23 protein-coding genes are annotated in these 25,184 nt (G+C 72.7%); 11 read left to right on the top strand and 12 right to left on the bottom strand.

Going from position 1 to position 25,184, the window contains the following annotated elements; all coding sequences use genetic code 11:
* The first annotated feature begins 47 nt into the window (after window positions 1–47).
* The gene (locus tag ACZ7LV_RS19960) at window positions 48–1,274 is read left to right on the top strand and encodes an acyl-CoA dehydrogenase family protein (RefSeq protein WP_471940894.1); all 1,227 of its coding nucleotides are present in this window, start codon (window positions 48–50) and stop codon (window positions 1,272–1,274) included.
* Window positions 1,275–1,283: 9 nt separating this feature from the next.
* On the opposite strand, the gene ACZ7LV_RS19955 is transcribed toward ACZ7LV_RS19960, so the two are convergent.
* From ACZ7LV_RS19955 to ACZ7LV_RS19920, 8 genes are all read right to left on the bottom strand, one after another.
* Entirely contained in the window at window positions 1,284–1,805 is a 522-nt protein-coding gene (locus tag ACZ7LV_RS19955) for a cupin domain-containing protein (RefSeq protein ID WP_471940892.1), read from the bottom strand.
* Window positions 1,806–1,817: 12 nt separating this feature from the next.
* Window positions 1,818–3,032, bottom strand: coding sequence for a cytochrome P450 (locus ACZ7LV_RS19950; RefSeq protein WP_471940891.1), 1,215 nt, complete (start codon window positions 3,030–3,032; stop codon window positions 1,818–1,820).
* Between the two features lies 1 nt (window position 3,033).
* Window positions 3,034–4,092: a type III polyketide synthase gene (locus ACZ7LV_RS19945; RefSeq protein ID WP_471940889.1), complete on the bottom strand. Its 1,059-nt coding sequence runs from the start codon at window positions 4,090–4,092 to the stop codon at window positions 3,034–3,036.
* Window positions 4,093–4,244: 152 nt separating this feature from the next.
* Entirely contained in the window at window positions 4,245–4,481 is a 237-nt protein-coding gene (locus tag ACZ7LV_RS19940; RefSeq protein WP_393113363.1) for a DUF6213 family protein, read from the bottom strand.
* A 25-nt stretch (window positions 4,482–4,506) separates the two neighbouring features.
* Window positions 4,507–5,892 (bottom strand): NADP-dependent succinic semialdehyde dehydrogenase, encoded by a 1,386-nt coding sequence (locus ACZ7LV_RS19935; protein WP_471940888.1) that lies wholly within the window; start codon window positions 5,890–5,892, stop codon window positions 4,507–4,509.
* A gap of 70 nt (window positions 5,893–5,962) precedes the next feature.
* Window positions 5,963–6,433, bottom strand: coding sequence for an NUDIX hydrolase (locus ACZ7LV_RS19930; protein ID WP_471940886.1), 471 nt, complete (start codon window positions 6,431–6,433; stop codon window positions 5,963–5,965).
* The gene (locus tag ACZ7LV_RS19925) at window positions 6,430–7,968 is read right to left on the bottom strand and encodes an ATP-dependent DNA ligase (protein WP_471940885.1); all 1,539 of its coding nucleotides are present in this window, start codon (window positions 7,966–7,968) and stop codon (window positions 6,430–6,432) included. Before ACZ7LV_RS19925 ends, ACZ7LV_RS19930 begins: the two co-directional genes overlap by 4 nt.
* A 29-nt stretch (window positions 7,969–7,997) precedes the next feature.
* On the bottom strand, window positions 7,998–8,939 hold the full coding sequence (locus ACZ7LV_RS19920) for an NAD(P)/FAD-dependent oxidoreductase (protein ID WP_471940884.1): 942 nt from the start codon (window positions 8,937–8,939) through the stop codon (window positions 7,998–8,000).
* 78 nt (window positions 8,940–9,017) lie between these two features.
* Here ACZ7LV_RS19920 and ACZ7LV_RS19915 point away from each other — a divergent pair, with 78 nt between their 5' ends.
* The 6 genes from ACZ7LV_RS19915 to ACZ7LV_RS19890 all read left to right on the top strand — a co-directional run bounded on the left by ACZ7LV_RS19915 (window position 9,018) and on the right by ACZ7LV_RS19890 (window position 14,348).
* Entirely contained in the window at window positions 9,018–9,590 is a 573-nt protein-coding gene (locus tag ACZ7LV_RS19915) for a helix-turn-helix domain-containing protein (RefSeq protein ID WP_401671818.1), read from the top strand.
* 124 nt (window positions 9,591–9,714) lie between these two features.
* The gene (locus tag ACZ7LV_RS19910; protein ID WP_471940883.1) at window positions 9,715–10,686 is read left to right on the top strand and encodes an NADPH:quinone oxidoreductase family protein; all 972 of its coding nucleotides are present in this window, start codon (window positions 9,715–9,717) and stop codon (window positions 10,684–10,686) included.
* Window positions 10,683–11,864: an acyl-CoA dehydrogenase family protein gene (locus ACZ7LV_RS19905; protein WP_471940881.1), complete on the top strand. Its 1,182-nt coding sequence runs from the start codon at window positions 10,683–10,685 to the stop codon at window positions 11,862–11,864. Before ACZ7LV_RS19910 ends, ACZ7LV_RS19905 begins: the two co-directional genes overlap by 4 nt.
* Window positions 11,861–12,934: an acyl-CoA dehydrogenase family protein gene (locus tag ACZ7LV_RS19900; protein WP_471940879.1), complete on the top strand. Its 1,074-nt coding sequence runs from the start codon at window positions 11,861–11,863 to the stop codon at window positions 12,932–12,934. Before ACZ7LV_RS19905 ends, ACZ7LV_RS19900 begins: the two co-directional genes overlap by 4 nt.
* Window positions 12,935–13,153: 219 nt before the next feature.
* Entirely contained in the window at window positions 13,154–14,026 is an 873-nt protein-coding gene (locus tag ACZ7LV_RS19895; RefSeq protein WP_471940877.1) for a phosphatidylinositol-specific phospholipase C/glycerophosphodiester phosphodiesterase family protein, read from the top strand.
* Between the two features lie 127 nt (window positions 14,027–14,153).
* Window positions 14,154–14,348 carry a hypothetical protein gene (locus tag ACZ7LV_RS19890; RefSeq protein ID WP_365445044.1) on the top strand — a complete coding sequence of 65 codons (195 nt, stop codon included), beginning with the start codon at window positions 14,154–14,156 and terminating at the stop codon, window positions 14,346–14,348.
* A 15-nt stretch (window positions 14,349–14,363) separates the two neighbouring features.
* On the opposite strand, the gene ACZ7LV_RS19885 is transcribed toward ACZ7LV_RS19890, so the two are convergent.
* A complete protein-coding gene (locus tag ACZ7LV_RS19885; protein WP_471940875.1) occupies window positions 14,364–15,617 on the bottom strand; it encodes a phosphodiester glycosidase family protein in 1,254 nt (417 codons plus the stop codon).
* A gap of 541 nt (window positions 15,618–16,158) precedes the next feature.
* Here ACZ7LV_RS19885 and ACZ7LV_RS19880 point away from each other — a divergent pair.
* The 3 genes from ACZ7LV_RS19880 to ACZ7LV_RS19870 all read left to right on the top strand — a co-directional run bounded on the left by ACZ7LV_RS19880 (window position 16,159) and on the right by ACZ7LV_RS19870 (window position 20,175).
* Window positions 16,159–17,220, top strand: coding sequence for an NAD-dependent epimerase/dehydratase family protein (locus tag ACZ7LV_RS19880; protein WP_471940873.1), 1,062 nt, complete (start codon window positions 16,159–16,161; stop codon window positions 17,218–17,220).
* A gap of 225 nt (window positions 17,221–17,445) precedes the next feature.
* Window positions 17,446–18,675 (top strand): polysaccharide pyruvyl transferase family protein, encoded by a 1,230-nt coding sequence (locus tag ACZ7LV_RS19875; RefSeq protein WP_471940872.1) that lies wholly within the window; start codon window positions 17,446–17,448, stop codon window positions 18,673–18,675.
* Between the two features lie 48 nt (window positions 18,676–18,723).
* Window positions 18,724–20,175 carry an FAD-dependent oxidoreductase gene (locus tag ACZ7LV_RS19870; protein WP_471940870.1) on the top strand — a complete coding sequence of 484 codons (1,452 nt, stop codon included), beginning with the start codon at window positions 18,724–18,726 and terminating at the stop codon, window positions 20,173–20,175.
* An 8-nt stretch (window positions 20,176–20,183) separates the two neighbouring features.
* On the opposite strand, the gene ACZ7LV_RS19865 is transcribed toward ACZ7LV_RS19870, so the two are convergent.
* From ACZ7LV_RS19865 to xylB, 3 genes are all read right to left on the bottom strand, one after another.
* Complete coding sequence (locus tag ACZ7LV_RS19865; protein ID WP_471940869.1) at window positions 20,184–20,783, bottom strand: N-acetylmuramoyl-L-alanine amidase; 600 nt, start codon at window positions 20,781–20,783, stop codon at window positions 20,184–20,186.
* Window positions 20,784–20,987: 204 nt separating this feature from the next.
* Complete coding sequence (locus tag ACZ7LV_RS19860; RefSeq protein ID WP_471940867.1) at window positions 20,988–22,202, bottom strand: ROK family protein; 1,215 nt, start codon at window positions 22,200–22,202, stop codon at window positions 20,988–20,990.
* Window positions 22,203–22,304: 102 nt separating this feature from the next.
* Window positions 22,305–23,750, bottom strand: coding sequence for a xylulokinase (gene xylB, locus ACZ7LV_RS19855; protein ID WP_401671790.1), 1,446 nt, complete (start codon window positions 23,748–23,750; stop codon window positions 22,305–22,307).
* 232 nt (window positions 23,751–23,982) lie between these two features.
* Between xylB and xylA the strand changes: the two genes are divergently transcribed.
* Entirely contained in the window at window positions 23,983–25,149 is a 1,167-nt protein-coding gene (gene xylA, locus ACZ7LV_RS19850) for a xylose isomerase (RefSeq protein ID WP_471940866.1), read from the top strand.
* Window positions 25,150–25,184 lie beyond the last annotated feature (35 nt).

The following is a 25,184-nucleotide window of genomic DNA, read 5'->3' as shown; positions in this document are numbered from 1 at the left end:
ACTGCGGTTACCGCAAGTAACATGCTTTGTGCGCCGCTGGAGGGGACATGGCCGAGTTCACCATGGAGCTCAACGACGAACAGAAGGAGGTCCGGGACTGGCTGCACGGCTTCGCTGCCGACGTCATCCGCCCCGCGGCCGCCGAATGGGACGAGCGTGAGGAGACTCCCTGGCCGGTCATCCAGGAAGCCGCCAAGGTCGGCATCTACTCCCTCGACTTCTACGCACAGCAGTACTTCGACCCCACCGGCCTCGGCATCCCGATGGCCATGGAGGAACTGTTCTGGGGCGACGCGGGCATCGCCCTGTCGATCGTCGGCACCGGCCTCGCGGCGGTGGGCGTGTTCGCCAACGGCACCGAAGAGCAGATCGGCACCTGGATCCCGCAGATGTACGGCGACGCGAACGACGTGAAGGTCGCCGCCTTCTGCTCCTCCGAGCCCGACGCCGGCTCCGACGTGGCCTCCCTGCGCACCCGCGCGGTGTACGACGAGGCCAAGGACGAGTGGATCCTCACCGGCACCAAGACCTGGGCGACCAACGGCGGCATCGCGAACGTCCATGTGGTCGTGGCGGTGGTGGACCCGGAGCTGGGCTCGAAGGGCCACGCCTCCTTCATCGTCCCGCCGAACACCCCGGGGCTCTCCCAGGGGCAGAAGTTCAAGAAGCACGGCATCCGCGCCTCGCACACCGCCGAGGTCGTCCTCGACGGCGTCCGGGTGCCCGGTTCCTGCCTGCTCGGCGGCAAGGAGAAGCTGGACGAGCGGCTCGCGCGCGCCCGTGAGCGGGCGAGGACGGGTGGCGAGCGCCTGAAGAACGCGGCGATGGCCACGTTCGAGGCGTCCCGTCCGGCGGTCGGCGCGATGGCGGTGGGCACGGCCCGGGCCGCGTACGAGGTGGCGTTGGACTACGCGACCACCCGTGAGCAGTTCGGCCGGCCGATCATCGACAACCAGGGCGTGGCCTTCCAGCTCGCCGACATGCGCACGTCCATCGACGCGGCGCGGCTGCTGGTGTGGCGGGCGTCCTGGATGGCCGTCAACGGCAAGCCCTTCACGGCCGCCGAGGGGTCGATGTCCAAGCTGTTCGCCAGCGAGACCGCGAAGACGGTCACCGCCCAGGCGATCCAGATCCTGGGCGGCAACGGCTACACCCGCGAGTACCCGGTGGAGCGGATGCATCGGGACGCCGCGATCTACACCATCTTCGAAGGAACCAGCGAGATCCAGCGCCTGGTGATCGCCCGCACCCTGTCGGGCAAGCCCATCCGCTAGGAGCGGCGCTCAGCGGTGCTTGAGCGGGGTCAGCTGCTCGATGTCGTACCGGGCCCGGAGCGCCTCGATCGCCTCGCGGTCCGGCGGCCCTCCGTCCCGCAGGATCTCCAGCAGCTCCTCGAAGTACTGCTCGTGATCCGGGGGCGGGGACGCCTGGAAGAACATCTTTGCGGGGGTCTCCGTCGGATTGGCGAACGCGTGCGGGCAGCCCGGGGGTACGACGATGACCGTGCCCGGCGTCGCCCGCACCACCTGGTTGCCCGAACGCGACTCCCACTTCTGCCAGTTGTCGGGGGTCCGCACACGGGGCTCGAAGGCGAGCACGTCCAGCTCGCCCTCCAGGACGTAGAACAACTCCTCGCTGCGGGTGTGCACATGGGCGCCGACGTCGAATCCCGGGGGGACGAGAACCTCGAAGGTGGACGCCATCCGGGAGTGCGCACCGGTCACCTTGAACGTGACGTGCTGGGCCGGGGTCTGGACGACACGGCCATGGCCGGGCGGTACCAGCAGTCCTTCGGTCGCGGTCACCGTCTGCTCACCTCACCAGGTCACGGGCAGGGCCAGGGGCCCTCGGATCAAGGTGCCCTTCCTGAAGGGCACTTCCTCGGGCGGCACCGCGAGCCGCAGGCCGGGCACCCGGTCGAACAGGGCGTCGACCAGCAGCTCCGACTCCAGCTTCGCCAGCATCCCGCCCACGCAGTAGTGCGGCCCGAAGCCGAACGCCAGATGCGGGTTGGGCTCTCGGGTGAAGTCGATGGTCCCGGGGTCGGGGAAGACGTCGGGATCCCGGTTCGCCGCGAGATACGACACGTAGACCGCGTCGCCCGCGCGGATCAGCCGGCCGCCGATCTCCACGTCCTCCAGGGCGATCCGGGACAGGCCGACGGCGTTGCGGTGCGGGATCCAGCGCAGCAGCTCGTCGACGGCGCGGGCGCGGATACCCGGCTCGGCCCGCAGCCGCTCGGCGAGGTCCGGCCGGGTGAGCAGGACGTAGAACATCTGGCCGCTGTTGCCGGTGACCGCCTCGCCGCCGATCTGGATCAGCACGGCCAGGCCCACGGCCTCCTCCAGCGTGATCTCGCCCCGGCCGAGGGCGGCGCCGAGCAGCGAGGTGACGTCCTCGCCCGTGCTGTTCTCCCGGAGCCCGACGAGATCGGCGAAGTAGTCGCCCATCTCGTTCCTGGCCCGTTCGCTGACGTCCGCGCCGTGCGTGGCGGACAGGATCAGCCGCGTCCAGTCGCGCATTCTGTGCCGGTCGGCGGCCGGTACGCCCATCAGCTCGCAGATCACCGCGACCGGGAACGGGCTGAGCACCGCCGCGGTGAGGTCGGCGGGCGGGCCGCTTGCGAGCAGCCCGTCCACCAGGCCGTCGAGCATCCGCCGGGACCTCTCCCGCAGGCGCTCCACGCCGCGCGCCGTGAACGCGCAGGCCACGGAGCGGCGTAGCCGGGTGTGGTCCGGCGGGTCCAGGAGGCCGACCGCGTCACGCGTCGGCACGAAGTGCGGGGCCAGCCGCGTGACCTGCCGGTCCACGACCGCCGCCCGGCTGAACCGGGGGTCGTTGGTCACCGTGCGCACATCGTCGTGCCGGGTGACCAGCCAGGCCCAGTCCTCACCGTTCGGCAGCCGGACCCGGGTGACCGGCCCCTCGTCCATCAGCGCGCGCAGCACCGGATCGAACTCGACTCCGCCCGGATCCGTTGCGGGCCACTGCCGGACGGGGGGCGCGGTCCCCGTGATCGTCTCCTGGCTCATGTCACGCCGGCTCGTCGATCTGCCAGCGCCCCACGGACATCTCCGCGGTGATGCCGGGTCCGAACCCGGCGAGCAGTCCGCGTGCCCGGTGCTCCGCGCCGCCCTCGTCGAACAGCCTGCGCAGCGCGTCCAGGACGACGGCGCTGGCGATGTTGCCGTACTCGGTGAGGGTGGCCCGGCTGAACCGGAAGGCGTGCGGCTCGACCTGCAGGAACTTGCTGAGGTCGTCGAGGATGCGGGGTCCTCCGGCGTGGATGATGTAGAAGTCCAGGTCGGAGGCGTCCCAGCCGTGGGCGCCCGCCAGTTCGTGCAGGGCCGGAGCCAGCGGCTCCATGGTGCCGGGCACCCGCTTGTCCAGCAGGAAGTGGAACCCGGTGGCCCGGACGTCGTACGAGATCCAGTCCTCGGTCTTGGGGATCAGGTACGAGCCGTTGCGCTCCAGCTTCACCCCGGTGCCGCCGCGGCCGCGGACCACGGCGGCGGCGACGCCGTCGCCGAACAGGCCGTTGGACAGCAGCGACCCGATGCCGATGTCGGTCGGCTGGTAGCACAGCGAGCAGAACTCGCAGGCCACGATCAGCACGTTGCACTCCGGGTAGGCCACGCAGAAGTCATGGGCCCGGTTGATGGCCGCGCCGCCCGCCGCACAGCCCAGCTGGGCTATGGGTATCTGGCGGGTGGTGCTGGAGAAGTCCATCTCGTTGATCAGCCACGCCGTGAGCGAGGGCATCATGAAGCCCGTGCACGACACGTAGATGATCACGTCGATGTCGGTGGTGAGGAGTTCCGCGTCGTCGAGCGCCCGTTGCACGACCGCCGGGACGCGGGCCTTGGCCTCGGACTCGTAGATCTTGTTGCGCGCCTCGAAGCCGGGATGCTTGAGGGTTTCCTCGATCGGCTGCACGATGTGCCGGGTGCGCACACCGGTGTTCTCGATCAGCCGGAGAGCCAGCGGGAGTTGGGGGTGGTCCGCGTGGCGGGAGCGTGCCAGCTCCAGCGTCTCTTCCATCGTGATCACGTGTTCTGGAACGGACACCGAGGGTCTGCACAAAGTCGCCATGAACCGTGCCTGCTTTCGCCGTCCGAAGGCTGGTGAGCCCCGGTCAGAAGGTGGTTCACCTCCGAGAAGGTGTAAACCCACGATCACCCGGGAGCGCCACGATCTCTCGCCGGATTACTCCGTCCAGGCGACGACGGCTTTCGGCACCCGTGCTACGAACCGGCTCCGCTGCTGTGTGCGATGCACGCGACGTCGATCCGGTCGGCCAGCTTCGCCAGCTCGATCGTCAGCGTCGCCACGGTGTCCTCGTCGAGTCCCTCCTGGCCGGCCTCGACCAGACGCAGCCACCGGCCGCCCACCGTGCGGAGCAGCTTGCTCACGTCGGACGCGGCCACCTGCAAGGTACCGCGGTCGTCGACGATCAGAGGCAGAGTCACTTCGCGGTTCACAAAGGGGATCGTAGCCCTGGAACCCTCACGCTCCGTGCCATACGGTCGTGATGTTGCAGAACTCGCGGATTCCGTGCCCGGACAGCTCACGGCCGTACCCGGAGCGCTTCACCCCGCCGAACGGGAACGCCGGATGGGAGGCGGTCATCCCGTTGACGAAGACCCCGCCCGCCTCCAGGTCCCGCACGAACCGGTCGACGTCCGCCTCCTCGCGCGTCCAGACGTTGGAACTCAGGCCGAACGGCGAGTCGTTGGCGATGAGCACCGCCTCGTCCAGGTCACCCGCCCGGTACAGCGTGGCCACCGGCCCGAACGCCTCCTCGCGGTGGATGCGCATCTCGCGGGTGATGTCCGCGAGCACTGTCGGCGGGTAGTACCAGCCATCGCCCGCGGGCCGCTCACCGCCGCACAGGACCGTGGCACCGCTGCGCCGGGCGTCGTCCACCAGCTCCTCCACGTCGGCCCGGCCCTGCTCGCTGGCCAGCGGCCCGACCTCCGTCTCCTCCGTCATCGGGTCGCCGACCTTGAGCGCCTTCATGGCCTCCGTGAAGCGCTCCGCGAACGCGTCGTAGACGTCCGTGTGCACGATGAACCGCTTTGCCGCGATGCACGACTGCCCGTTGTTCTGCACCCGGGCCGTCACCGCGACCTGGGCCGCCCGGTCGACGTCCGCCGACGGCATGACGACGAAGGGGTCGCTGCCGCCCAGCTCCAGCACCGTCTTCTTGACCATCTCCCCGGCCGTGGAGGCCACCGCGCGCCCGGCCGGCTCGCTGCCGGTCAGGGTCGCCGCCTTGACCCGCTCGTCGCGCAGGATCTCGTCGACCGCGGCGGACCCGATCAGCAGGGTCTGGAAGCAGCCCTCGGTGAAGCCCGCCCGGTGGAACAGGTCCTCCAGGTAGAGGGCGGTCTGGGGCACGTTCGAGGCGTGCTTGAGCAGGCCGACGTTGCCCGCCATCAGCGCGGGCGCCGCGAAGCGGATCACCTGCCACAGCGGGAAGTTCCACGGCATCACCGCGAGCACCGGCCCGAGCGGCCGGTAGCGGACGTGGACCCGGGAGGCACCGGAGTCCCGGACGTCGGACTCGGCGGGCTCCTCGTCGGCGAGCAGGCTCTCGGCGTTGGCGGCGTACCAGCGCATCGCCTTGGCGCACTTCGCGGCCTCGGCGCGGGCCTGCTTGACCGGCTTGCCCATCTCCGTGGTCATGACACGGCCGATGTCCTGCTGGTCCTCGTCCAGAAGGTCCGCGGCCCGGTTCAGCAGCCGTGCGCGCTCGGCGAAGCCGCTCTCCCGGTAGGTGCGGAACGTGGCCTCGGCGAGCTGGATCCGGCGCTCGATCTCCTCGGCGCCCATGGCCTCGTACGTCTTGATCGTCTCGCCGTTCGCCGGGTTCACCGTCGCGATGGGCATGGCTGACCTCCAAAGGAGCTGCTGTGCTTCGACCTTCCCGCGCGGCGGTGGCCGCCGCAACGCGTGCGGGTCATCCTCGCGACGAGTGCTCCGCCAGCCGGTCGAGAAACGCGGACTGCGCCTTGACGATCACCTCACGGGCCCGGTCCAGGCCGAACCAGGCCACCCGGTCGAGCTCCGGGAACTCCGCGGTGCGCCCCGACCTCGGGGGCCACTCCATGGTGAACGTGCCCGGTGTGACGGAGCGGGGGTCGAGGTCGGCCTCCACCGCCCACGCCGTGACGATCTTGCCGCCGCTCTGCCGGACCTCACCGAGGGGCACCGCCTCGCCGTCCGGCGGCGGCAGCCCGAGTTCCTCCTGGAACTCCCGGCGGGCCGCCTCCCAGGCGGGCTCCTCCGGGTCGTGCTCGCCCTTCGGCACGGTCCACGCACCCGCGTCCCGGCGGGCCCAGAGCGGTCCGCCCATGTGGCCCAGCAACACCTCCGGGCCACCGTCGGTGTGCCGGAACAGCAGCAGGCCCGCGCTGCGCCGGGACCTCACGGCCGGACCTGCGGATGGGCGGCCAGCAGGGTCTCCACGGTGTCCGCGTCCTCGGGGCGCTTGTCCTCGCGGTAGCGCAGCACGCGCGCGAAGCGGAGGGTCACGCCGGCCGGGTAGCGGGTCGACCTCTGCAGGCCGTCGTAGGCGATCTCGACGACGAGTTCGGGGCGCACGGTCACCACGTGGCCCTCGGACGCGACGGCCAGCTCCTGCAACCGCTCGGTCTGCCAGGCCAGCATGGCGTCGGTCATTCCCTTGAACGTCTTGCCGAGCATCGCGAAGCCGCCGTCGGCCGTGCGGGCGCCGAGGTGCAGGTTGGACAGCCTGCCGGTGCGGCGGCCGTGTCCCCACTCGGCGGCCAGGACCACCAGGTCGAGGGTGTGCACCGGCTTGAGCTTCAGCCAGGAAGCCCCGCGCCGCCCCGCGCTGTACGGCGCGTCCAGCGCCTTGACGACGACGCCCTCGTGGCCGCGGCGCAGCGTCTCCGCCAGGAACTCCTCGGCGGCGGGTACGTCCTCGGGGCCCGACACCACCGTCCGCCGCACCCGCATCGGCTCGGGGACCAGCCGGGCGAGTTCCGCGTGCCGCTCGGCGAACGGCAGGTCCAGCAGGTCGCGGCCGCCGACGGAGAGCGCGTCGAAGAAGACGGGGGAGACCGGGACCGCCCGCGCGGCGGTGGCCACGTCCACCCGGGAGCCGACCCGGCCGGCCGTCTCCTGGAAGGAGCGCGGCCGGCCGTCCTCGTCGAAGGCGATCACCTCGCCGTCCAGCACGAACCGCTCCCCGCGCAGCTCCCGCGCGGCCGAGGTCAGCTCGGGCAGCCGGTCGGTGATGTCGTCGAGGGTGCGGGTGTAGAGGCGTACGTCGTCGCCGTCGCGGTGGACCTGGACGCGGATGCCGTCCAGCTTCTCCTCGACGGCGCAGGCGCCGAGCTTGCCGACCGCCTCGGTCACCGAGGACGCGGTGTGCGCGAGCATCGGCAGCACCGGGCGGCCCACGGTCAGGCGGAAACGGTCCAGGGCCTCGGGCCCGTCGGCGAGCAGCGCCCGGGCGACGTCCTGCAGCGACCCCGCCAGCATCACCGCCCGCCGCACGTCCGTGGCGGGCGCCCCGGTCGCCTGCGCCAGCCCCTCGACCGCGACCGCCTCCAGCGCGCCCTGCCGGACCTCGCCCGTGAGCAGGCCGGTCAGGAAGCGCTGCTCGTCCTCGGTGGCGGCGCCCATCAGCTCGCCGACCAGGCGGGCGCGCTCCGCCTGCGAGCCGGTGCCGGCGACCGCGCCGAGCGCGGTGAGGCGGGCGTCCACCTCGCGCACGGTCAGGCCGGGCGCGGCGGCCGGTTCGACCGGGCGGCCGAGCACCTTCCATCCGATGCCGAGCCGGCCCTGCGGCAGTCGGCCCGCGAGATACGGGATGACCACCGGCACGTCGTCCGGCTCCGCCTCCCGGAACAACCCGGCGAGCAGGGCGATCTTGCGGGACCGCGCCGAGGTGGCGGCGACCTCCCGGGACACGTCGGCGAGCCGGGTCAGCAGCATGCAGTCATGGTGCACCGGGGACGGGGGGCCTACACCTGGACGGCGGCGTCGAGATCGGACATCAGCAGCTCCCCGTTGATCGTGGCGCCCGCGCGGTACCCGCCGCTCGCCGCGTTCACGACCTGCTCGGCGAACCCGGTCGCGTTGCCGGCGGCCCACACGCCCGGCACGGTCGTCAGCCCGGTCGCGTCCACCACGGCGTACGCGCCGAACGGCGTTTCGTTCAGTTCGGCGCCCAGCCGCTCCAGCAGGCCCGTCCGCGGGACGGCCCGGGGTGCGGTGAACACCACCTCCCGGTCGTGGACCGTGCCGTCCGCCAGCCGGACTCCGGTGAGCCGGTCGTTCTCGACGACCACGTCCTCGACCTCACCGGGCACCACCTCGACCCCCGCCGCGGCGAGCCGGCGTAGGTCGTCGTCGGACAGATCCTCCTCGGCGACCCGGTGCAGGAAGAACGTCACGTCCTTCGACCACTGGGTGACGATCAGGGCCTGGTGCACGTTCTGCGGACCGGTGGCGAGCACGCCGAACGCCTGGTCGCGGACCTCCCAGCCGTGGCAGTACGGGCAGTGCAGCACGTCCCTGCCGAACCGCTCGGCGACACCGGGCACCTCCGGCAGCTCGTCGGCGAGGCCGGTGGTGACGACCAGGCGCCGGGCGCGCACCGTCCGGCCGCTCGCCAGCTCCACCGCGAAGTCGTCCTCGCCCCGGGTGAGGTCGACCGCCCGGTCCCGGACCAGCCGTACGCCGTACCGCGCGATCTCCTCCCTGCCGGTCGCGAGGAACTCGGCGGGCGACATGCCGTCCCGTGTCAGATAGCCCTGCATGTGCGCGGCGGGCGCGTTGCGCGGCTCGCCCGCGTCGACGACGAGGGTGCGGCGCCTGGCCCTGCCGAGGACGAGCGCGGCGGACAGCCCCGCCGCGCCGCCGCCGATGACGACCACTTCGTAGGACTCGGTTGTTCCGGTCATGGTGACCACCTCCACGCCAGACGGTCGCGCGCCCGCTGCGGGATTGACAAATACGTTTGCCGAATCTGCAATAGCGGCATGACGACCGACGATGTCCTCGCAGGGGTGGGGCCGCGGCTGCGGCGGATCCGGAAGGAGCGGGAGGTGACGCTGTCCGGGCTGTCGGAGGTGACCGGCATCTCGGTGAGCACGCTCTCCCGGCTGGAGTCCGGCCTGCGCAAGCCCAGCCTGGAGCTGCTGCTGCCGATCGCGCAGGCCCATCAGGTGCCGCTGGACGAACTGGTCGGCGCGCCCTCCGTGAGCGATCCGCGGGTGCGGTCCCAGCCGATCGAGCGGTACGGCCGGGTCCACTGGCCGCTCACCCGCCAGCCCGGCGGCCTCCAGGCGTTCAAGGTGCTGGAGCCGCAGCGCGCCCTGGAACCGGAGCCGCGGACCCACGAGGGGTACGAGTGGCTGTACGTGCTGTCCGGGCGGCTCCGGCTGGTGCTGGGGGAGCACGACGTGGTGCTCACGGCGGGCGAGGCGGCGGAGTTCGACACCCGGGTCCCGCACTGGTTCGGGTCGACGGGGGAGGGGCCGGTGGAGTTCCTGAGCCTGTTCGGGCCACAGGGGGAGCGGATGCATGTGCGGGCCCGCCCGAAGCAGGCGTGAGGGATTGGCTGCTTCCGGCGCGGCCGGAGCAGGCGTGGCCTCCCCGACTGTTCACAGGGGGCAAGCGACCGCTTAGTATGCGGTGGATCCGGTCAGACGACGCAGTCCCCCGTGGAGGCCCCGCATGCAGGCATGGCAGGTGCACGAGAACGGCGAGCCGAGCGAGGTGATGCGCCTCGGTGACGTGGCGACGCCCACGCCCGGCGACGGCCAGGTCCTGCTGAAGGTGCGGGCCGCCAACATCAACTTCCCGGACGCCCTGCTCTGCCGGGGGCAGTACCAGGTCCGGCCCCCGCTGCCCTTCACGCCCGGCGTGGAGATCTGCGGCGAGACCGAGGACGGCCGCCGCGTGATCGCCAACCCGGCGCTGCCCCACGGCGGCTTCGCCGAGTACACCGTCGCCGACGCGGCCGCCCTGCTGCCCGCGCCCGACGCGCTCGACGACGCCGAGGCCGCCGCGCTGCACATCGGCTACCAGACCGGCTGGTTCGGCCTGCACCGGCGGGCCCGGCTGGAGGCCGGCGAGACGCTGCTCGTGCACGCCGCCGCCGGCGGGGTCGGCAGCGCGGCCGTCCAGCTCGGCAAGGCCGCCGGCGCCACGGTCATCGGCGTGGTGGGCGGAGCCGAGAAGGCGGCCGTCGCCCGCGAGCTCGGCTGCGACACCGTGATCGACCGGCGTGCCGAGGACGTCGTCGCGGCGGTGAAGGCGGCCACCGGCGGCCGGGGCGCCGACGTGGTCTACGACCCGGTGGGCGGCGACGCGTACACCCAGTCCGCCAAGGCGGTCGCCTTCGAGGGCCGGATCGTGGTCGTCGGCTTCGCGAGCGGCGCCATCCCGAGCCCCGCGCTCAACCACGCCCTCGTCAAGAACTACGCGATCCTCGGACTGCACTGGGGCCTCTACAACACCAGGAACCCCAAGCTGGTCCAGCACTGCCACGAGCAGCTCACCGAACTGGCCGCCCGGGGCGCGATCAAGCCGCTGGTGAGCGAGCGCGTGCCGCTGAGCGGAGCCGCGGCCGCCGTGCAGCGGGTCGCCGACGGAGTGACCACCGGCCGCGTCGCCGTCGTCCCGGAGAACGGAGCCGCCGCATGACCGACGCCGCCGAACTGCGCCGAAGGACCGGGGAACTGCTGGCCGCGCACCCGCCCGGGACCACGGACCGCGTGGACTTCCTCGAAGCCCGCTTCGACGCCGGGCTCGCCTGGGTGCACTACCCCGAAGGGCTCGGCGGGCTCGGCGCCCCCCGCTCGCTCCAGGCCGTGGTGGACGCCGAGTTGGAGGCCGCGGGGGCTCCGGACAACGACCCCCGGCGGATCGGCATCGGCCTCGGCATGGCCGCGCCCACGATCCTGCGCTACGGCACCGAGGAGCAGAAGCGGCGCTACCTGCGGCCCCTATGGGTGGGGGAGGAGGTCTGGTGCCAGCTGTTCAGCGAGCCCGGCGCCGGCTCCGACCTCGCCGCGCTGGGCACCCGGGCCGTGCGTGACGGAGACGGCTGGGTGGTCGACGGGCAGAAGGTGTGGACGTCCAGCGCGCACGTCGCCCGCTGGGGCATCCTCATCGCCCGCACCGACCCGGACGTCCCCAAGCACCAGGGCATCACCTACTTCGTCTGCGACATGACCGACCCCGGCGTCGAGGTGCGGCCGCTGCGCCAGATCACCGGCGAGGCCGAGTTCAACGAGGTGTTCCTGACGGACGTCCGGATCCCGGACGCGCGCCGCCTCGGGGAGGTCGGCGACGGCTGGCGCGTCGCGCAGACCACGCTCATGAACGAGCGCGTGTCCATCGGCGGCATGCGGCTGCCCCGCGAGGGCGGCATGATCGGCCCCGTCTCGGCCACCTGGCGCGAGCGCCCGGAACTGCGCACCCACGACCTCCACCAGCGGCTGCTCACCCTGTGGGTGGAGGCCGAGGTCGCCCGGCTCACCGGCGAACGGCTGCGCCAGCAACTCGTCGCGGGGCATCCCGGGCCCGAGGGCTCCGGCATGAAGCTCGCCTTCGCCCGCCTCAACCAGGAGATCAGCGGCCTGGAGGTCGAACTCCTGGGCGAAGAGGGGCTCCTGTACGACGACTGGACCATGCGCCGGCCCGAGCTGGTGGACTTCACCGGCCGTGACGCCGGCTACCGCTACCTCCGCTCCAAGGGCAACAGCATCGAGGGCGGGACCAGCGAGGTCCTGCTGAACATCGTCGCCGAGCGGGTCCTCGGACTGCCGTCCGAGCCGCGCACCGACAAGGACGTCGCCTGGAAGGACCTGGCCCGATGACCGATCTTCTCTACTCGGAGGAGGAAGAGGCCCTCCGCTCGGCGGTGCGGGACCTGCTCGCTGACCGCCTCGACCCGGCCGGGGTGATCGCGCGTACCGAGTCGGACACTCCGCACGACGTCTCGCTGTGGAAGACGCTCACCGACGGCATGGGTCTCGCGGGTCTGCTGATCCCGCTGGAGCTCGACGGCCAGGGCGCCTCGCACCGGGAGGCGGCCGTCGTCCTGGAGGAACTCGGGCGAGCGGTTGCGCCCGTGCCGTATCTGACGAGTGCGGTCGTCGCGACCGAGGCGCTGCTGGAGTGCGGGGCCGACGACCTGCTCACGCAGCTGGCATCCGCGACGCTGGTCGGCGCGCTCGCCGTCGCCCTGCACCTTGCTCCCGGTGTCGCCTTCGCCACCGTCCGGGTCGAAGACGGCACTCTGCACGGCGAGTTGACTGGCATCGCCGACGCCGCGGGTGCCGATCTGCTGCTGGTGCCCGCGGACGACGGTGGTCTGTACGCGGTCGACGCCTCGGCCGTCACCGTCACTCCGCAGATCTCTCTCGACCTCACCCGGCCCCTCGCGGCCGTCGCGCTGAACGGTGTCGCGGGCCGTCGCCTCGGAGACGCCGAACCGGCCGTCCGCCGCGCCCTGCGGACCGGCGCCGGACTGCTCGCATCCGAACAACTCGGACTCGCCGACTGGGCGCTGACCGAGACCGTCCGCTACCTCAAGGAGCGCAAGCAGTTCAACCGGCCCGTCGGCGGGTTCCAGGCGCTCAAGCACCGGCTCGCCCAGCGCTGGCTGGAGGTCGTCCATCTGCGGGCCGCGGCACGCGCCGCGGCGGACGCGCTCGCGACCGGCGAGGACGTCGACGTGTCGGTGGCGGTGGCCCAGGCCTACGCCGCGCCGGTGGCGGTGCGCGCCGCCGAGGAGGCGCTGCAACTGCACGGCGGCATCGGAATGACCTGGGAGCACCCGGCACACCTGTATCTCAAGCGGGCCAAGGCGGACTCCCTGGCCTACGGCACCGCGGGCGCCCACCGCGCTGCGCTCGCCGAACTGGTGGACCTTCAAGCCCCCTGACGTACAGCCGGGACGCGCCGCCGAAGCGCGCCCGAACCCCGAGGGAACCCCGAGGAAAGCCCGTCCCACCTGGGGCGGGCTTTTCGGTGCGGGTACGCCGGTGAAGTGAACTCATGACGGCGGTCCGGCCAACTCACCAGCCCCCGTCTGCCAGTTGAGCGGCCGTGAACCCCATACTCGCTGAGGTTCCGTTCCCCGCCCACACCAGGGAGGCAGAGCATGGCCCTCACCACCCGTCGCAGAGCCCTCACCACCTTCGGCGCCGCCCTCGCGGGCGCGGTGGCCCTGCCCGGCGCGAGCGCGCTGGCGGACGACCGCGGGCACCGTCCCCGTCCGCCGCGCCCGCTGTGGCGTGCCCACGCGCACAACGACTACGAGCACCCCCGTCCGCTCCTCGACGCCCTCGACCACCGCTTCGGCAGCGTCGAGGCCGACATCTACCTCGTGGGCGACCAGCTCCTCGTCGCCCACGACCCCGAGGACCTCGACCCGGCCCGCACCCTGGAGTCCCTCTACCTCGACACCCTCGCCGCGCGCGTCCGCGCCAACCGCGGCTCGGTGTACCGCGGGCACCGCGGCTCGCTCCAGCTGCTGATCGACATCAAGACCGAGGGCTCCTCGACGTACCGCGAACTCGACCGGCATCTGCGCCGCCACCGGCACCTGTTCACGACGTACGCCCACGGCAAGGTCCTGCCCGGTCCGGTCACCGCCGTCATCTCCGGCGACCGGGCGGCGCGTGCGCCGATGGAGGCGCAGAAGGTGCGCCACGCCTTCTACGACGGCCGGCTCGCGGACCTCGGCAGCCCGGCGCCCGCCTCCTTCGTCCCGCTGATCAGCGACAACTGGACGCTGAGCTTCAGCTGGCGGGGCGCGGGCGAGTTCCCGGCGGCCGAGCGGCAGAAGCTGCGCGACACCATGCGGGCGGCGCACTCGCGCGGGCAGAAGGTGCGGTTCTGGGCCACGCCGGACATCGCGGGACCCGAACGGGACGCGCTGTGGGGCGAGTTGCTCGCCGCGGACGTCGATTTCATCAACACCGACGACCTGCTCGGACTGGAGGCGTTCCTGGACGCTCACGGGCGGGTCTGACCGTCACCCGCCCGCCGGTCGCGGACACCACACTTTCGGGGGACAGGTCAGCCGCCCGGAGGAACCCTCCGCTACGCCACACTTGCGGCCGAACGCCGCGAAGCGGACGTGGCGGAGGAGGTTCACGATGGCCATTTCCATCTCTGTGGTGCTGTTGCTGTTCATCCTGGCGGTGATCTTCGTACGGAACGGGGGGCTCAAGCTCACGCACGCGATCGTCTGCCTGCTGCTCGGCTTCTACCTCGCGGGTTCGAGCATCGCCCCGACCATTCACAGCGGCCTCACGGCCACGGCCGACATCGTGAGCGGCCTCAGACCGTGAGGTCGCCGTGCCCCCTCACCTGACGGAGAACACCCCGATGCCGTTCGGCACCGGGCGCTCCACGCCGCCGCTCGGATGGTTGCGTACGGAGACGGTGTCCGCGCCCGGAGCGCGGGCGACCAGCGTCGAGGAGCCACCGCCGTCCAGGCTGAAGGCGTGCACCGCGCCCAGCCGGCGCATCGTGTCCGCCACCTCGGCGATCGTCAGGCCGGTGCGGTACTCGGCGGCGCCGTCCACCGCGAGCAGCAGCACCCGCCGCCCGCTCTCCGCGATGCCCACGGCGGTGCGCACCGCCGCCGTCCGGTCGTCCAGGCCGGGCAGCGGCCGCCCGCCCCTGAGGACCGGATATCCGCCCAGTGCGAAGCGGTACGGGAGCCGTGTCGCCGACGCCACCAGCCGCTGCCGTACCGCGACGCGCTCGCCCACCTTCACCTTCGTCAGCCACCGCGCGCCCGCCTCACGGCCGACGAGCACCGTCGTCCCCGCGGCGACCGGACCGCTGCCCGGAGCGTCGGCACTCGACACCACCTTGCCGTTCCTGACCGTCACCTCGTGGGTCTCCGTGCTGCACGGCGCCGCCCGGTCGGTGTCGGTGCCGCAGGTGGCGCGCATCCGGGAGACGCTGCCCCACGCCGACGTGAACGCGCCGACGGAGTCGACCGGCAGGGCGTACTGGTTGAGGCCACCGAGCGGCCGCTTCCCCTGCGGCGCGGTGACCGACCCCTCCAGGGCCAGGCTGTCCAGCCGGGCCCGCCGGTCGGCCCCGACGCCCACCACGTCCCGGGTGCTCGTGCCCGGCGGCAGCGCCGGGCCGAACCGCTGACCGTCCGGGACCGCCCCCTTCAGCGCCTCGCCCCGCGCGATCACGGGTCCGACGCTCGCGCCGGTCGCGGGGACGCCCGGGTGCTGGGTCTCGGTGATGTTGAAGAAGTCGCCGTTGACGCCGGCCACCGCTCCCTGGGCGTCGGCCAGTCGGGACACGGTCGCCCGTGCGGCCACCGCTCCCGGATGCAGCAGATCGAGCCGCACGCGCGGGTCGCGCAGATCGACGCCGAGCACATGGACGCGCGTCGGCCCCATGGCCGCCTGGATGTCGAGCTGCTGATAGAGGACGCCCGGTGCGATCCGGGTCTCCTCCGGCGCGGCACCCGCCGGTGCCGCCCCTGCCGGTGCCGCCCCGGTCAGGGCCGCACCTGTGAGTGTGCCGAGCGCGGCGAGCACCGCGACGAACGTTCTGCCTGATCCGAACCGCTTCTGACGACGCGTCACAGATCCCCCTGAGGTCTCGTCAACTTTCCCAGGACGCGTGGGAAGTGCACCAGACGGCAGTGTCCGAAGGGATGACGGGGAACCGACTGCGCGAGAACAGGCGAGGGAACGGGTGCCGGGCGGGCCGGAGCGGGTGCGAGGGATCAGCCGGTGGGCGGCCGGGCGAATGCCAGGGGACAGTCGGCCGGCGGGCTGAGGGCTGGTGTGAGGGGGCGGGCGGGGCGGGTGTGAGGGGGCTGCCGGCGGGTGGGCTGAGGGCCGGTGCGAGAGGGCTGCCGGCGGGTGGGCTGAGGGCCGGTGCGAGAGGGCAGTCGGCGGGCGGGCCGGGGCGCGTGTCAGGCGGCAGGTGATGCGGCCGAGGTGGGGTCCGCTGTCAAGCGCAGGCCCGTGTGGCAGGGGGGTGGTGGGCGGCCGAATATGGGAGCGGCTGTGAAAGCGGCCCGGTGGCGGCACCCGGGTCGCCGTCGCCGAGAGGCGTCGGCGGTCCGGGGCGCTTCGGCGAGAGGCCCCGTGCCTCTGCGGCGGAAGGAAGGTCGCGCTGATGACGACGATGACCGTTTCCGAGGCGCCGGCGACACGACCCGCCTGGCGACGGGCCCTGGTGACCGGCGGGGCCGGATTCCTGGGCTCGCATCTGTGTGAACGTCTGATCGAGGCCGGTGTCGGCGTCGACTGCGTCGACGATCTGTCGTCGGGGTCCGCGGACAACCTCCGGCACCTCGCCGGCCACCCCGGCTTCCGGTTCCTGGAACGCGACATGGCGGACCCCGGTGTCCCGGACGCGCTGCACGGGGCGTACGACCTGGTCCTGCACTGCGCGGGCCCCGCCCTGCCGGCCGACTGCCGGGATCGCCCCCTGGAGGCGCTGGACGCCGCCGCCCTCGGTACCCGCAACGCGCTGACCGTGGCCGCCCGGTCCGGCGCCCGCTTCCTGCTCGCCTCGGCGGGCCGACCGCGGGGGGAGGCGGGGCCGTCGCACCGGGAACCTGACGGGGGCTGGTGGGACGCCGGCCGGGGCCGCACGGGTGAGCCGGAGTCTGCCGCTCCGGACGACTCGGGGGGCGACGAGTCCGGGGGACCGCACGCGGCGTACGGCGCGTCCGCGCGCTTCGCGGAGGCCCTGACCGCCGCGTACGCCGCCGAGCACGCCACGGACGCCGGGATCGTGCGCCTCTTCGACACATACGGCCCGCGGATGCGGGCGGACGGCCCGCAGTCGATCCCGGCCCTCGCCGGGCAGGCACTGGCCGGCATGCCGGTCACCGTGGAGGACGACGGCACGGACTCGCGCTCCCTGTGCTACGTCGACGACGTGGCCGACGGTGTGCTGCGCGTCGCCGCGAGCCGGTCCCGGCGGCCCGTGGACATCGGCGGCGGCGACGAGACGACCGTCCAGGAGATCGCCCGCCGGGTGATCGACGTGACCGGCTCCCGCGCGGGCCTGTGGTTCGGTACCGCCCGCCCACCCGATCACGCCCGGCCGCGCCCCGACCTGTCCCGCGCCCGCGAACTGTGCGGCTGGACGCCCAGGGTGTCCTGGGAGGAAGGCTTCGAGCGGACGATCGCCCACTTCGCGACCCCGCGGCAGGGCACCCCCGGCTGAGAGGGCCGCCACCGCCCGGCAGGCGCGCGGGTGCCGCGATGGTGGCGTGCCCGATCCCGTGGGACGATGACGCTGCCTGTCGAGAAGTACCTGTCCGGGGGATTTCTCCCGGTACCGGGGTTTTCCCCGCGCACACAGGGCAACCCGAGGTCGGCCCCACGGCAGCGCACCCCGCAGTTGTCCCGGACCCCGCACCGCTCGCAGCTCCTCCGACAGGAGTTCCGGATGACCTTCACCACCCAGCCCTTCCGGCCCCCAGGGCCGGGCCCGCGCATCGGTCTGCTGGGCTCGTACGGCGGCTTCAACATCGGCGACGAGGCCATCCTGACCTGCGTGCTCGGCTGCCTGCGCGACCACCGCCCGCAGGCCCGGCTCGTCGTCTTCAGCCGGAACGCCGAGCACACCCGCGCCCACCAGCCCGCCGCCGACGAGGTGGTCGACTGGGAGGGCGTCCCGCAGAAACAGATCCTCGACGTCCTGTCGAACCTGGACCTGCTGGTGCTCGGTGGCGGCGGCATCCTCTACGACGGCGAGGCACGCCGCTATCTGCGCCTGGTGGGCGCCGCCCAGGCCAGTGGGGTGCGCACCTTCGCGTACGCCGTCGGCGCGGGCCCGCTGCGCGAGGCGGAGGACCGGGAGGCCGTGCGGACCGTGCTGTCGGCCATGGACGAGGTCGTCGTACGTGACGAGGAGTCCCGGCTCGTGCTGGAGGAAGCCGGGCTGGACCGCGACGTCACCGTGACCGCCGATCCGGCACTGCTGCTGCCGCCCGAGCCCTTCACCGACCAGATGATGCGCCAGGAGGGCATCCCCGCCGACACCCGGCTGGTCGGGATGTCCGTCCGCGAACCGGGCCGGGCCGCGGAGAAGCTCGACGAGAGCGACTACCACGCCCTGCTCGCCGACGTCGCGGACTTCCTGGTGCGGCGGCTGGACGCGCACGTGGTCTTCGTGCCCATGGAACGCCAGGACGTCCACCATGCCCACGGCGTGCTCTCCCGGATGACCGCCCCGGATCGCGGACGCATCCTCCACAGCGTCTACAGCCCCGGCCAGGTCCTCGGCTTCATGAACCATCTCGACCTCGCCGTCGGCATGCGCCTGCACTTCGTGATCTTCGCCGCGCTCTCCGGGCTGCCCGTGCTGCCGCTGCCGTACTCCGGCAAGGTCTTCGACTTCTCCCGCCGCATCGGCGCGCCCGCCCTGGTCGGCGTGGCGCGTGAGCAGGCCGGACTGCTGCTCGCGGAGGTCGACCGGCTGTGGGACGAGTTTCCGCAGCGCCGCGATGAACTGGACGCGCGGGTCCAGGCATTGCGGGGGGCCGCCCGGGAGACCTGTCTCCGGTGCTCCGTGGTTCTCGAAGCGCTGGAGGAGCGGACCGAGGCCGAGGAGATGCCGGACGCCGAACGCCCGGGTCTGCACCTGCTGCGGCCGGGCTCCGGATCGGTGACCTGACGCGCCGCGCGCCCACCGCCTTCGGAACACCTCCGACGGGAAGAACCGATGCCGATCCTGCAACGACCCCCGGAACCACGGACCGTCACCCTGCCGCCGCGCGAGGCCCGTCACGGCGGCCGCACGGAGGTCCTGGTCGTCGGCGGCGGGCCGGCCGGCACCGCCGCGGCGTACGCCGCGGCCGACGCCGGGGCCGACGTCGTGCTCGTCGAGCGGTACGGCTTCCTCGGCGGCAACGCGACCGTGGCCCTCGTGATGCCGCTGATGTCGTTCCACAACGAGCAGAAACAGGCCGTCTTCACCGAACCCGGCCAGGCGGGCGACCAACTGCTGCCGACCGACCACGGCGAGGGCGAGGCGGTGGTCGCGGGCTTCCTGTGGCGGCTGCTGGACCGGCTGAACGAGCGCGGCGGCTGCATCCCGCCCTCCCTGCGGACCGGGTACACCGTGCCGTTCGATCCCGAGATCTACAAACTGGTCCTGCTCGACCTGCTCGACGAGGCCGGCATCCACATGCTGTTCCACTCCTTCGCCTCCTGTGCCCTTCCTCTGGACGACGGCTGGCGGGTCGTCTTCGAGACCAAGTCCGGACCGGTGGTGATCGACGCCGACGTCGTCGTCGACGGCACGGGGGACGGCGACGTGGCCGCCGCGTGCGGGGCGCCCTGGGAGATCGGCCGGCCGGAGGACGGGCTGGTGCAGCCGATGACGCTGATGTTCCGCGTCGTGGACTTCCTGCGACCCCGCTTCGCCGAGTACGTCCGCGAGCACCCCGACCAGTGGCGGGGCGTGCACGGCCTGTGGGACCTCGTCCAGGAGGCCACCGAGGCCGGCGAACTGAGCCTGCCCCGCGAGGACATCCTCTTCTTCGGCACCCCGCACCCGCGCGAGGTCAGTGTCAACAGCACCCGCGTCACCCGGGCGCTCGGCATCGACGTGTGGGACCTGAGCCGCGCCGAGTACGTCTCCCGCCGCCAGATGGAGCAGATCGACCGCTTCCTCCGCGGGCACGTCCCCGGCTTCGAGGAGGCCTACGTCGGACAGAGCGGCACCCAGATCGGCGTCCGCGAGACCCGGCGCATCCTCGGTGACTACCAGCTCACCGGCCACGACATCCTGGCGGCACGCCCCTTCCCCGACGTGGTGGCGCACGGCGCCTATCCCATCGACATCCACAACCCCAGGGGCAGCGGCACGGTCCTCAAGCGCGTCCCGCGCGGCCGCTTCTACGACATACCGCTGCGCTGCCTGCTGCCCCGCGACACCGACCGTCTGCTCGTCGCGGGCCGCTGCATCTCCGGCTCCCATGTGGCGCACTCCTCCTATCGCGTCATGCCCATCGCCATGGCCACCGGCCAGGCCGCGGGCGTCTGCGCCGCGCTGGCCACCCGGATCGACCGCAGCCCCCGGGAGGTGCCGCCTGCCCTGGTCCAGCAGGAGCTGCTGCGCCAGGGGGCGCGGCTGCAACTGCCGGCCGGTGCGGCGGCGGAGCGCGGCTGAGGCGGGCGTCAGGCGGAGTTGACGAGCCCCATGTAGCGCGGCCAGTCCCAGTGCGGGCCGGGGTCGGTGTGGTCGGTGCCCGGTATCTCGTGATGCCCGACGATGTGCTCGCGGTCCCTGGGGATGCCGTATCTCGCGCAGATCGCCGCCGTGAGGACGGCCGATCGCGCGTACATGGCGTCGGTGAAGTAGCCGGGCTGGTCCACCCATCCCTCGTGTTCGATGCCGATGCTGCGCGTGTTGTGCTCCCAGTTCCCCGCGTGCCAGGCGATGTCGGACTCGCGGACGCACTGCGCCACATGTCCGTCGCGGGACCGGACGACATAGTGCGCGGACACCTTCTTGCGGGGGTGCTGGAAGACGGCCAGGGTTCCGGAGTAGTCGGTCTGCGTGACGTGGATGACCACCAGATCCACGGCGTGCGTCGCCGGTCGGTTCGCCTCGGTGTAGTTGGCGCGCGACGCCGGCTGCCACTCCGCGAGCGGGTGGTCGGGGGCCGGGGTCTGCGCGCCCGCCCTCGGTCCGGGCAGCAGCGCGTAGGGGACGACGGCAAGAGCGGCGCCCTTGAGGAATCGCCTCCGGCGGGGGAGCGGTCGTGCCCGATCCATGGGGAATCGCCTCTCAGCTGGACGAAGTTGAAGCGCGAAGGGAGCGGTCGGGTCGCGGCCGACCGTGCCTCGCTTGATTCAAGGTACGGCGCGTGAGGGCTGGGTGAAGCTCGCGCCGTCGATCCGTGGACGGCCGCCACCTTGTGGACAACTCGCTCACTCGAAAGGGATACGTGCAGGCCCTTGACGAGCCGGCGGAAGGCTTCAGGCCTCCGCTCGGACCCCCGCCGGATCGTCCAGGACCCCGCGGACCACCCAATGTCCGGCCCCGAGCAGCGGCCCCTCGGAACCCAGCCGTGACACGGACACCGGGCAGGCCGGCCCCGCCGTGCGACGGGCCAGTTCGGAGCGCAGGGACGGCAGCAGCCAGGGCGCGAGCCCGGCCAGCGCGCCGCCCAGCACCACGCTCTCGGGGTCCAGCAGATTCACGGCCCCGGTCAGCGCGACGCCGAGTGCCTCGCCCGCGTCGCGCAGCGCCCGCCGTACGTTCTCGTCGCCCTCCGCCGCCAGGCCGGCGAGCAGCCCCACCCGGTCCCCGTCCGGGCGCAGACCGGCCGCGCGCAACACGGCCTCCTCACCCGCGTACTGCTCCAGGCACCCCCGGCCGCCGCAGGCGCACTCCGGGCCGTCGGGCCGGACCGGCACGTGCCCCAACTCGCCCGCGAACCCCCGCGTTCCCCGCAGCAGTCCGCCGTCCACGACCACGCCGGCGCCGATACCGATCTCGGCGGACACATGCACGAAGTCACGAGGCGTGTCCTCGCCCAGCCAGAGCTCGGCCAGCGCGCCGAAGTTGGCCTCGTTGTCCACGGTGAGGGGCAGGTCGACGGGGAGCAGGGAGCCCAGGTCGATGTCGTGCCAGCCGAGGTTGGGGGCGCGTACGACGGTCCGGGCGTCGCGAGCCACCAACCCGGGCACCGCCACCGCGAGCCCCGCGGGCCACAGCCCTTCGCGGTCCGCCTCGGCGACGACCTGGCGTACCAACGCGGTCAGTTCCCCGATCACCGGCTCGGGCGAGCGGTCGCGGTTGGTGCCGTGCCGCACGGCTCGTGCACGCACCTCTCCGCGCAGGTCGACGGCGCAGACGGCGAGATGGTCGACGCCGACCTCCGCGCCGATCCCCGCGGGACCGTTCCCGCTGACCGCGAGCGCGGAACCGGGACGGCCCCGGCCCACGCGGCCGGGACGCTCGGGGCCCAGTTCCTCCAGCAGACCGGTACGGATGAGCTCGTCGACCAGGGTGGAGACCGCCGCACGGGTCAGGCCGATGCGCGAGGCCACCGCGGCGCGCGACAGCGGGCCCTCCGCGCCGACGGTGTGCATCACCCGGGCGAGGTTGCGGCGCCGCATGCCCTGCTGGGTGTCCGGCAGCGCGCGTCCGGGACCGGCGGGGTCGGCCTTGTGCAGCGGTGCGGTCATGCCCCCGTCCTTGTCGGTGGAGTCATCGGTGAGTCGTCGGTGAGCCTGTGAGCCTGTGAGCGGTGGGAGTCGGTTGTCGGCGGCCGCTCGGCCCGCGTGGTCTCAACGGCTCTCGGGGCTCCGCTCCAGCAGCGGGGCCGCGTCGGAGAGTACCCCGGAGATCCTCGCCAGCGTCTCCTCGTCCCGCTCGATCGCGTCCAGGACCGGCCCGCGCGCGGTGTTCCAGCGCCGGGCGACCGCGGCGGGATCCTCGCCGGTGAGCACTCCGGCCGCCTGCGCGGCGGCGCCGAGGGCGACCAGTTCCCGGGCCTCGGGCACCTGGACAGGCCGCCCGGACAGCCGTCGTACCGTCTGCTGCCAGGCCGCGCCCCGGGCGCCGCCCCCGATCAGAAGCAGGGGCGCCGACGGGTCCGCGTCCTCGTCGAGGACCAGGTCCAGCGCGCCCAGCAGCGCGTGCACGGCCCCGTCGTACGCCGCCTGGAGGAGCTGACCGCCGGTGGTGTCGTGTCGCAGGCCGTGCAGCAGGCCCGAGGCGTTCGGCAGGTCGGGGGTGCGTTCGCCGTCCAGGTAGGGCAGCAGGGTCACGCTCGTGCCGGGCTCGACGGCCTCGCGGTCCAGGCCGAGCAGGGCCGCGACGCGGTCCACGGCGAGCGTGCAGTTCAGGGTGCAGGCCAGCGGCAGCCAGTCCCCGCGCGCGTCGGCGAAGCCCGCCACGGTGCCGGTCGGGTCGGCAGGACGCCGCTGCGACACCGCGTACACGGTGCCGGACGTGCCCAGACTCATGACGGGGGTGCCGGGGCGCAGGCCGAGACCGAGCGCGGCGGCGGCGTTGTCGCCGGTGCCCGGGGCGACCAGGGTGCCCTTGGAGAACGGCAGGTCGTGACTGTCCCGCACGGTGCCCGCCACCTCACCGGGCCGGACCACGCGCGGCAGCATCGCCGGATCCAGACCCACGCGCGCGAGGATCTCCTCGTCGTACGCCTCGCTGCCGGACGCCCACCAACCGGTGCCGGAGGCGTCGCCGCGGTCGGTCGTGCCCTGCCCCGTGAGGTGTTCGGTGAGGTAGTCGTGGGGGAGCCGTACGGCCTTCGTCGCCCGCACCGCCTCGGGCTCGTGCTCCGCGAGCCAGGCCCATTTGGTGACGGTGAACGACGCGGCGGGCACGCTTCCCGTGCGCTCCGCCCAGAACTTCGCGCCGCCCAGTTCCTCGACCAGCCGGCGCGCCTGCGGCGCCGAGCGCACGTCGTTCCACAGCAGGGCGGGTCGCACCGGCTCGCCCCGGGCGTCCAGCGTGACCAGACCGTGCTGCTGGCCGCCGATGGACACCGCGGCGGCCTCATGGGCGGGCTCACCGCACTGGCGCAGCGCCTCGCACAGTGCCTGCCACCACTGCCGCGGATCGCTCTCCCGGCCCGCGCCGGAGGTGACCTTGTGCGGCGCCTGACCGCTCGCCACGATCTCACCTGTGGACACGTCGACGACCAGTGCCTTCGTGGACTGGGTGGATGTGTCCACGCCGACGACGAGCGGACCCTCGGCTGCTGACATCGGGCTCTCCCTGTTTTCTGCGGCTCTGTGGTTCTGGTCTCTGCTGTTGCTTCCGCTGTGTTCCGCTGCTGGTGCGGCGTTCCAGCGGCTCATGCCCCCTTCAGGAGACACCTGTGTCTCTTCCCACTGAGGCGGTGGTCTCTTCCCAGGGATGCGTTCGCATACTAATTTGTAAACCGCCATGACGAAATAGTCGTGTGCGACAGTCGCAAGCGAGCAAGGGAGCCGCGGCATGAACTACCAGCCCACCCCCGAGGACAGGTTCACCTTCGGCCTGTGGACCGTCGGCTGGCAGGGAAGGGACCCGTTCGGCGACGCCACGCGGCGTGCCCTCGACCCGGTCGAGACGGTGCAGCGCCTGGCTGAGCTCGGCGCCCACGGAGTGACCTTCCACGACGACGACCTGATCCCCTTCGGATCGTCGGACACCGAGCGCGAGTCGCACATCAAGCGCTTCCGTCAGGCCCTGGACGCGACCGGCATGACCGTCCCCATGGCCACCACCAACCTCTTCACGCACCCCGTCTTCAAGGACGGCGCGTTCACCGCGAACGACCGTGACGTCCGCCGGTACGCGCTGCGCAAGACCATCCGCAACATCGACCTGGCGGCGGAGCTGGGCGCGCGGACGTACGTCGCGTGGGGCGGGCGTGAGGGTGCCGAGTCCGGTGCCGCCAAGGACGTGCGCGCCGGGCTCGACCGCATGAAGGAGGCGTTCGACCTCCTCGGCGAGTACGTCACCTCTCAGGGCTACGACCTGCGCTTCGCGATCGAGCCCAAGCCGAACGAGCCCCGCGGTGACATCCTGCTGCCGACCGTCGGCCACGCCCTGGCGTTCATCGAGCGCCTGGAGCGGCCGGAGCTGTACGGCGTGAACCCGGAGGTCGGCCACGAGCAGATGGCCGGCCTGAACTTCCCGCACGGCATCGCGCAGGCCCTGTGGGCGGGCAAGCTCTTCCACATCGACCTCAACGGCCAGTCCGGCATCAAGTACGACCAGGACCTGCGTTTCGGCGCCGGTGACCTGCGGTCCGCGTTCTGGCTGGTCGACCTCCTGGAGAGCGCCGGTTACGAGGGGCCGCGCCACTTCGACTTCAAGCCGCCGCGGACCGAGGACCTCGACGGCGTGTGGGCCTCGGCGGCCGGCTGCATGCGCAACTACCTCATCCTCAAGGAGCGCGCCGCCGCCTTCCGCGCCGACCCCGAGGTCCAGGAGGCCCTGCGCGCCTCGCGCCTGGACGAACTCGCGCAGCCCACGGCCGCCGACGGCGTGCAGGCGCTGCTCGCCGACCGCACCGCGTTCGAGGAGTTCGACGTGGACGCGGCCGCCGCGCGCGGGATGGCGTTCGAGCGGCTCGACCAGCTGGCCATGGACCACCTGCTGGGCGCGCGCGGCTGAGGCCGTACGAGACCGGTACGGGCATCGCGAGGTCT

Source organism: Streptomyces sp. NPDC107562, assembly GCF_055657325.1.
Note: the sequence above shows the minus strand (reverse complement) of the source record. Positions and strands in the feature narration are given on the sequence as shown.

Bases quoted from the DNA above. Each gene is read 5' to 3' on its own strand.
- ACZ7LV_RS19865 (WP_471940869.1), bottom strand. From the start codon at position 20,783: ATGGATCGGGCACGACCGCTCCCCCGCCGGAGGCGATTCCTCAAGGGC.
- ACZ7LV_RS19870 (WP_471940870.1), top strand. From the start codon at position 18,724: ATGCCGATCCTGCAACGACCCCCGGAACCACGGACCGTCACCCTGCCG.
- ACZ7LV_RS19960 (WP_471940894.1), top strand. From the start codon at position 48: ATGGCCGAGTTCACCATGGAGCTCAACGACGAACAGAAGGAGGTCCGG.
- xylB (WP_401671790.1), bottom strand. From the start codon at position 23,750: ATGTCAGCAGCCGAGGGTCCGCTCGTCGTCGGCGTGGACACATCCACC.
- ACZ7LV_RS19915 (WP_401671818.1), top strand. From the start codon at position 9,018: ATGACGACCGACGATGTCCTCGCAGGGGTGGGGCCGCGGCTGCGGCGG.
- ACZ7LV_RS19895 (WP_471940877.1), top strand. From the start codon at position 13,154: ATGGCCCTCACCACCCGTCGCAGAGCCCTCACCACCTTCGGCGCCGCC.
- ACZ7LV_RS19860 (WP_471940867.1), bottom strand. From the start codon at position 22,202: ATGACCGCACCGCTGCACAAGGCCGACCCCGCCGGTCCCGGACGCGCG.
- ACZ7LV_RS19890 (WP_365445044.1), top strand. From the start codon at position 14,154: ATGGCCATTTCCATCTCTGTGGTGCTGTTGCTGTTCATCCTGGCGGTG.
- ACZ7LV_RS19910 (WP_471940883.1), top strand. From the start codon at position 9,715: ATGCAGGCATGGCAGGTGCACGAGAACGGCGAGCCGAGCGAGGTGATG.
- ACZ7LV_RS19945 (WP_471940889.1), bottom strand. From the start codon at position 4,092: ATGGCGACTTTGTGCAGACCCTCGGTGTCCGTTCCAGAACACGTGATC.
- ACZ7LV_RS19880 (WP_471940873.1), top strand. From the start codon at position 16,159: ATGACGACGATGACCGTTTCCGAGGCGCCGGCGACACGACCCGCCTGG.
- ACZ7LV_RS19925 (WP_471940885.1), bottom strand. From the start codon at position 7,968: ATGCTGCTGACCCGGCTCGCCGACGTGTCCCGGGAGGTCGCCGCCACC.
- ACZ7LV_RS19875 (WP_471940872.1), top strand. From the start codon at position 17,446: ATGACCTTCACCACCCAGCCCTTCCGGCCCCCAGGGCCGGGCCCGCGC.
- ACZ7LV_RS19900 (WP_471940879.1), top strand. From the start codon at position 11,861: ATGACCGATCTTCTCTACTCGGAGGAGGAAGAGGCCCTCCGCTCGGCG.
- xylA (WP_471940866.1), top strand. From the start codon at position 23,983: ATGAACTACCAGCCCACCCCCGAGGACAGGTTCACCTTCGGCCTGTGG.
- ACZ7LV_RS19935 (WP_471940888.1), bottom strand. From the start codon at position 5,892: ATGCCCATCGCGACGGTGAACCCGGCGAACGGCGAGACGATCAAGACG.
- ACZ7LV_RS19920 (WP_471940884.1), bottom strand. From the start codon at position 8,939: ATGACCGGAACAACCGAGTCCTACGAAGTGGTCGTCATCGGCGGCGGC.
- ACZ7LV_RS19950 (WP_471940891.1), bottom strand. From the start codon at position 3,032: ATGAGCCAGGAGACGATCACGGGGACCGCGCCCCCCGTCCGGCAGTGG.
- ACZ7LV_RS19905 (WP_471940881.1), top strand. From the start codon at position 10,683: ATGACCGACGCCGCCGAACTGCGCCGAAGGACCGGGGAACTGCTGGCC.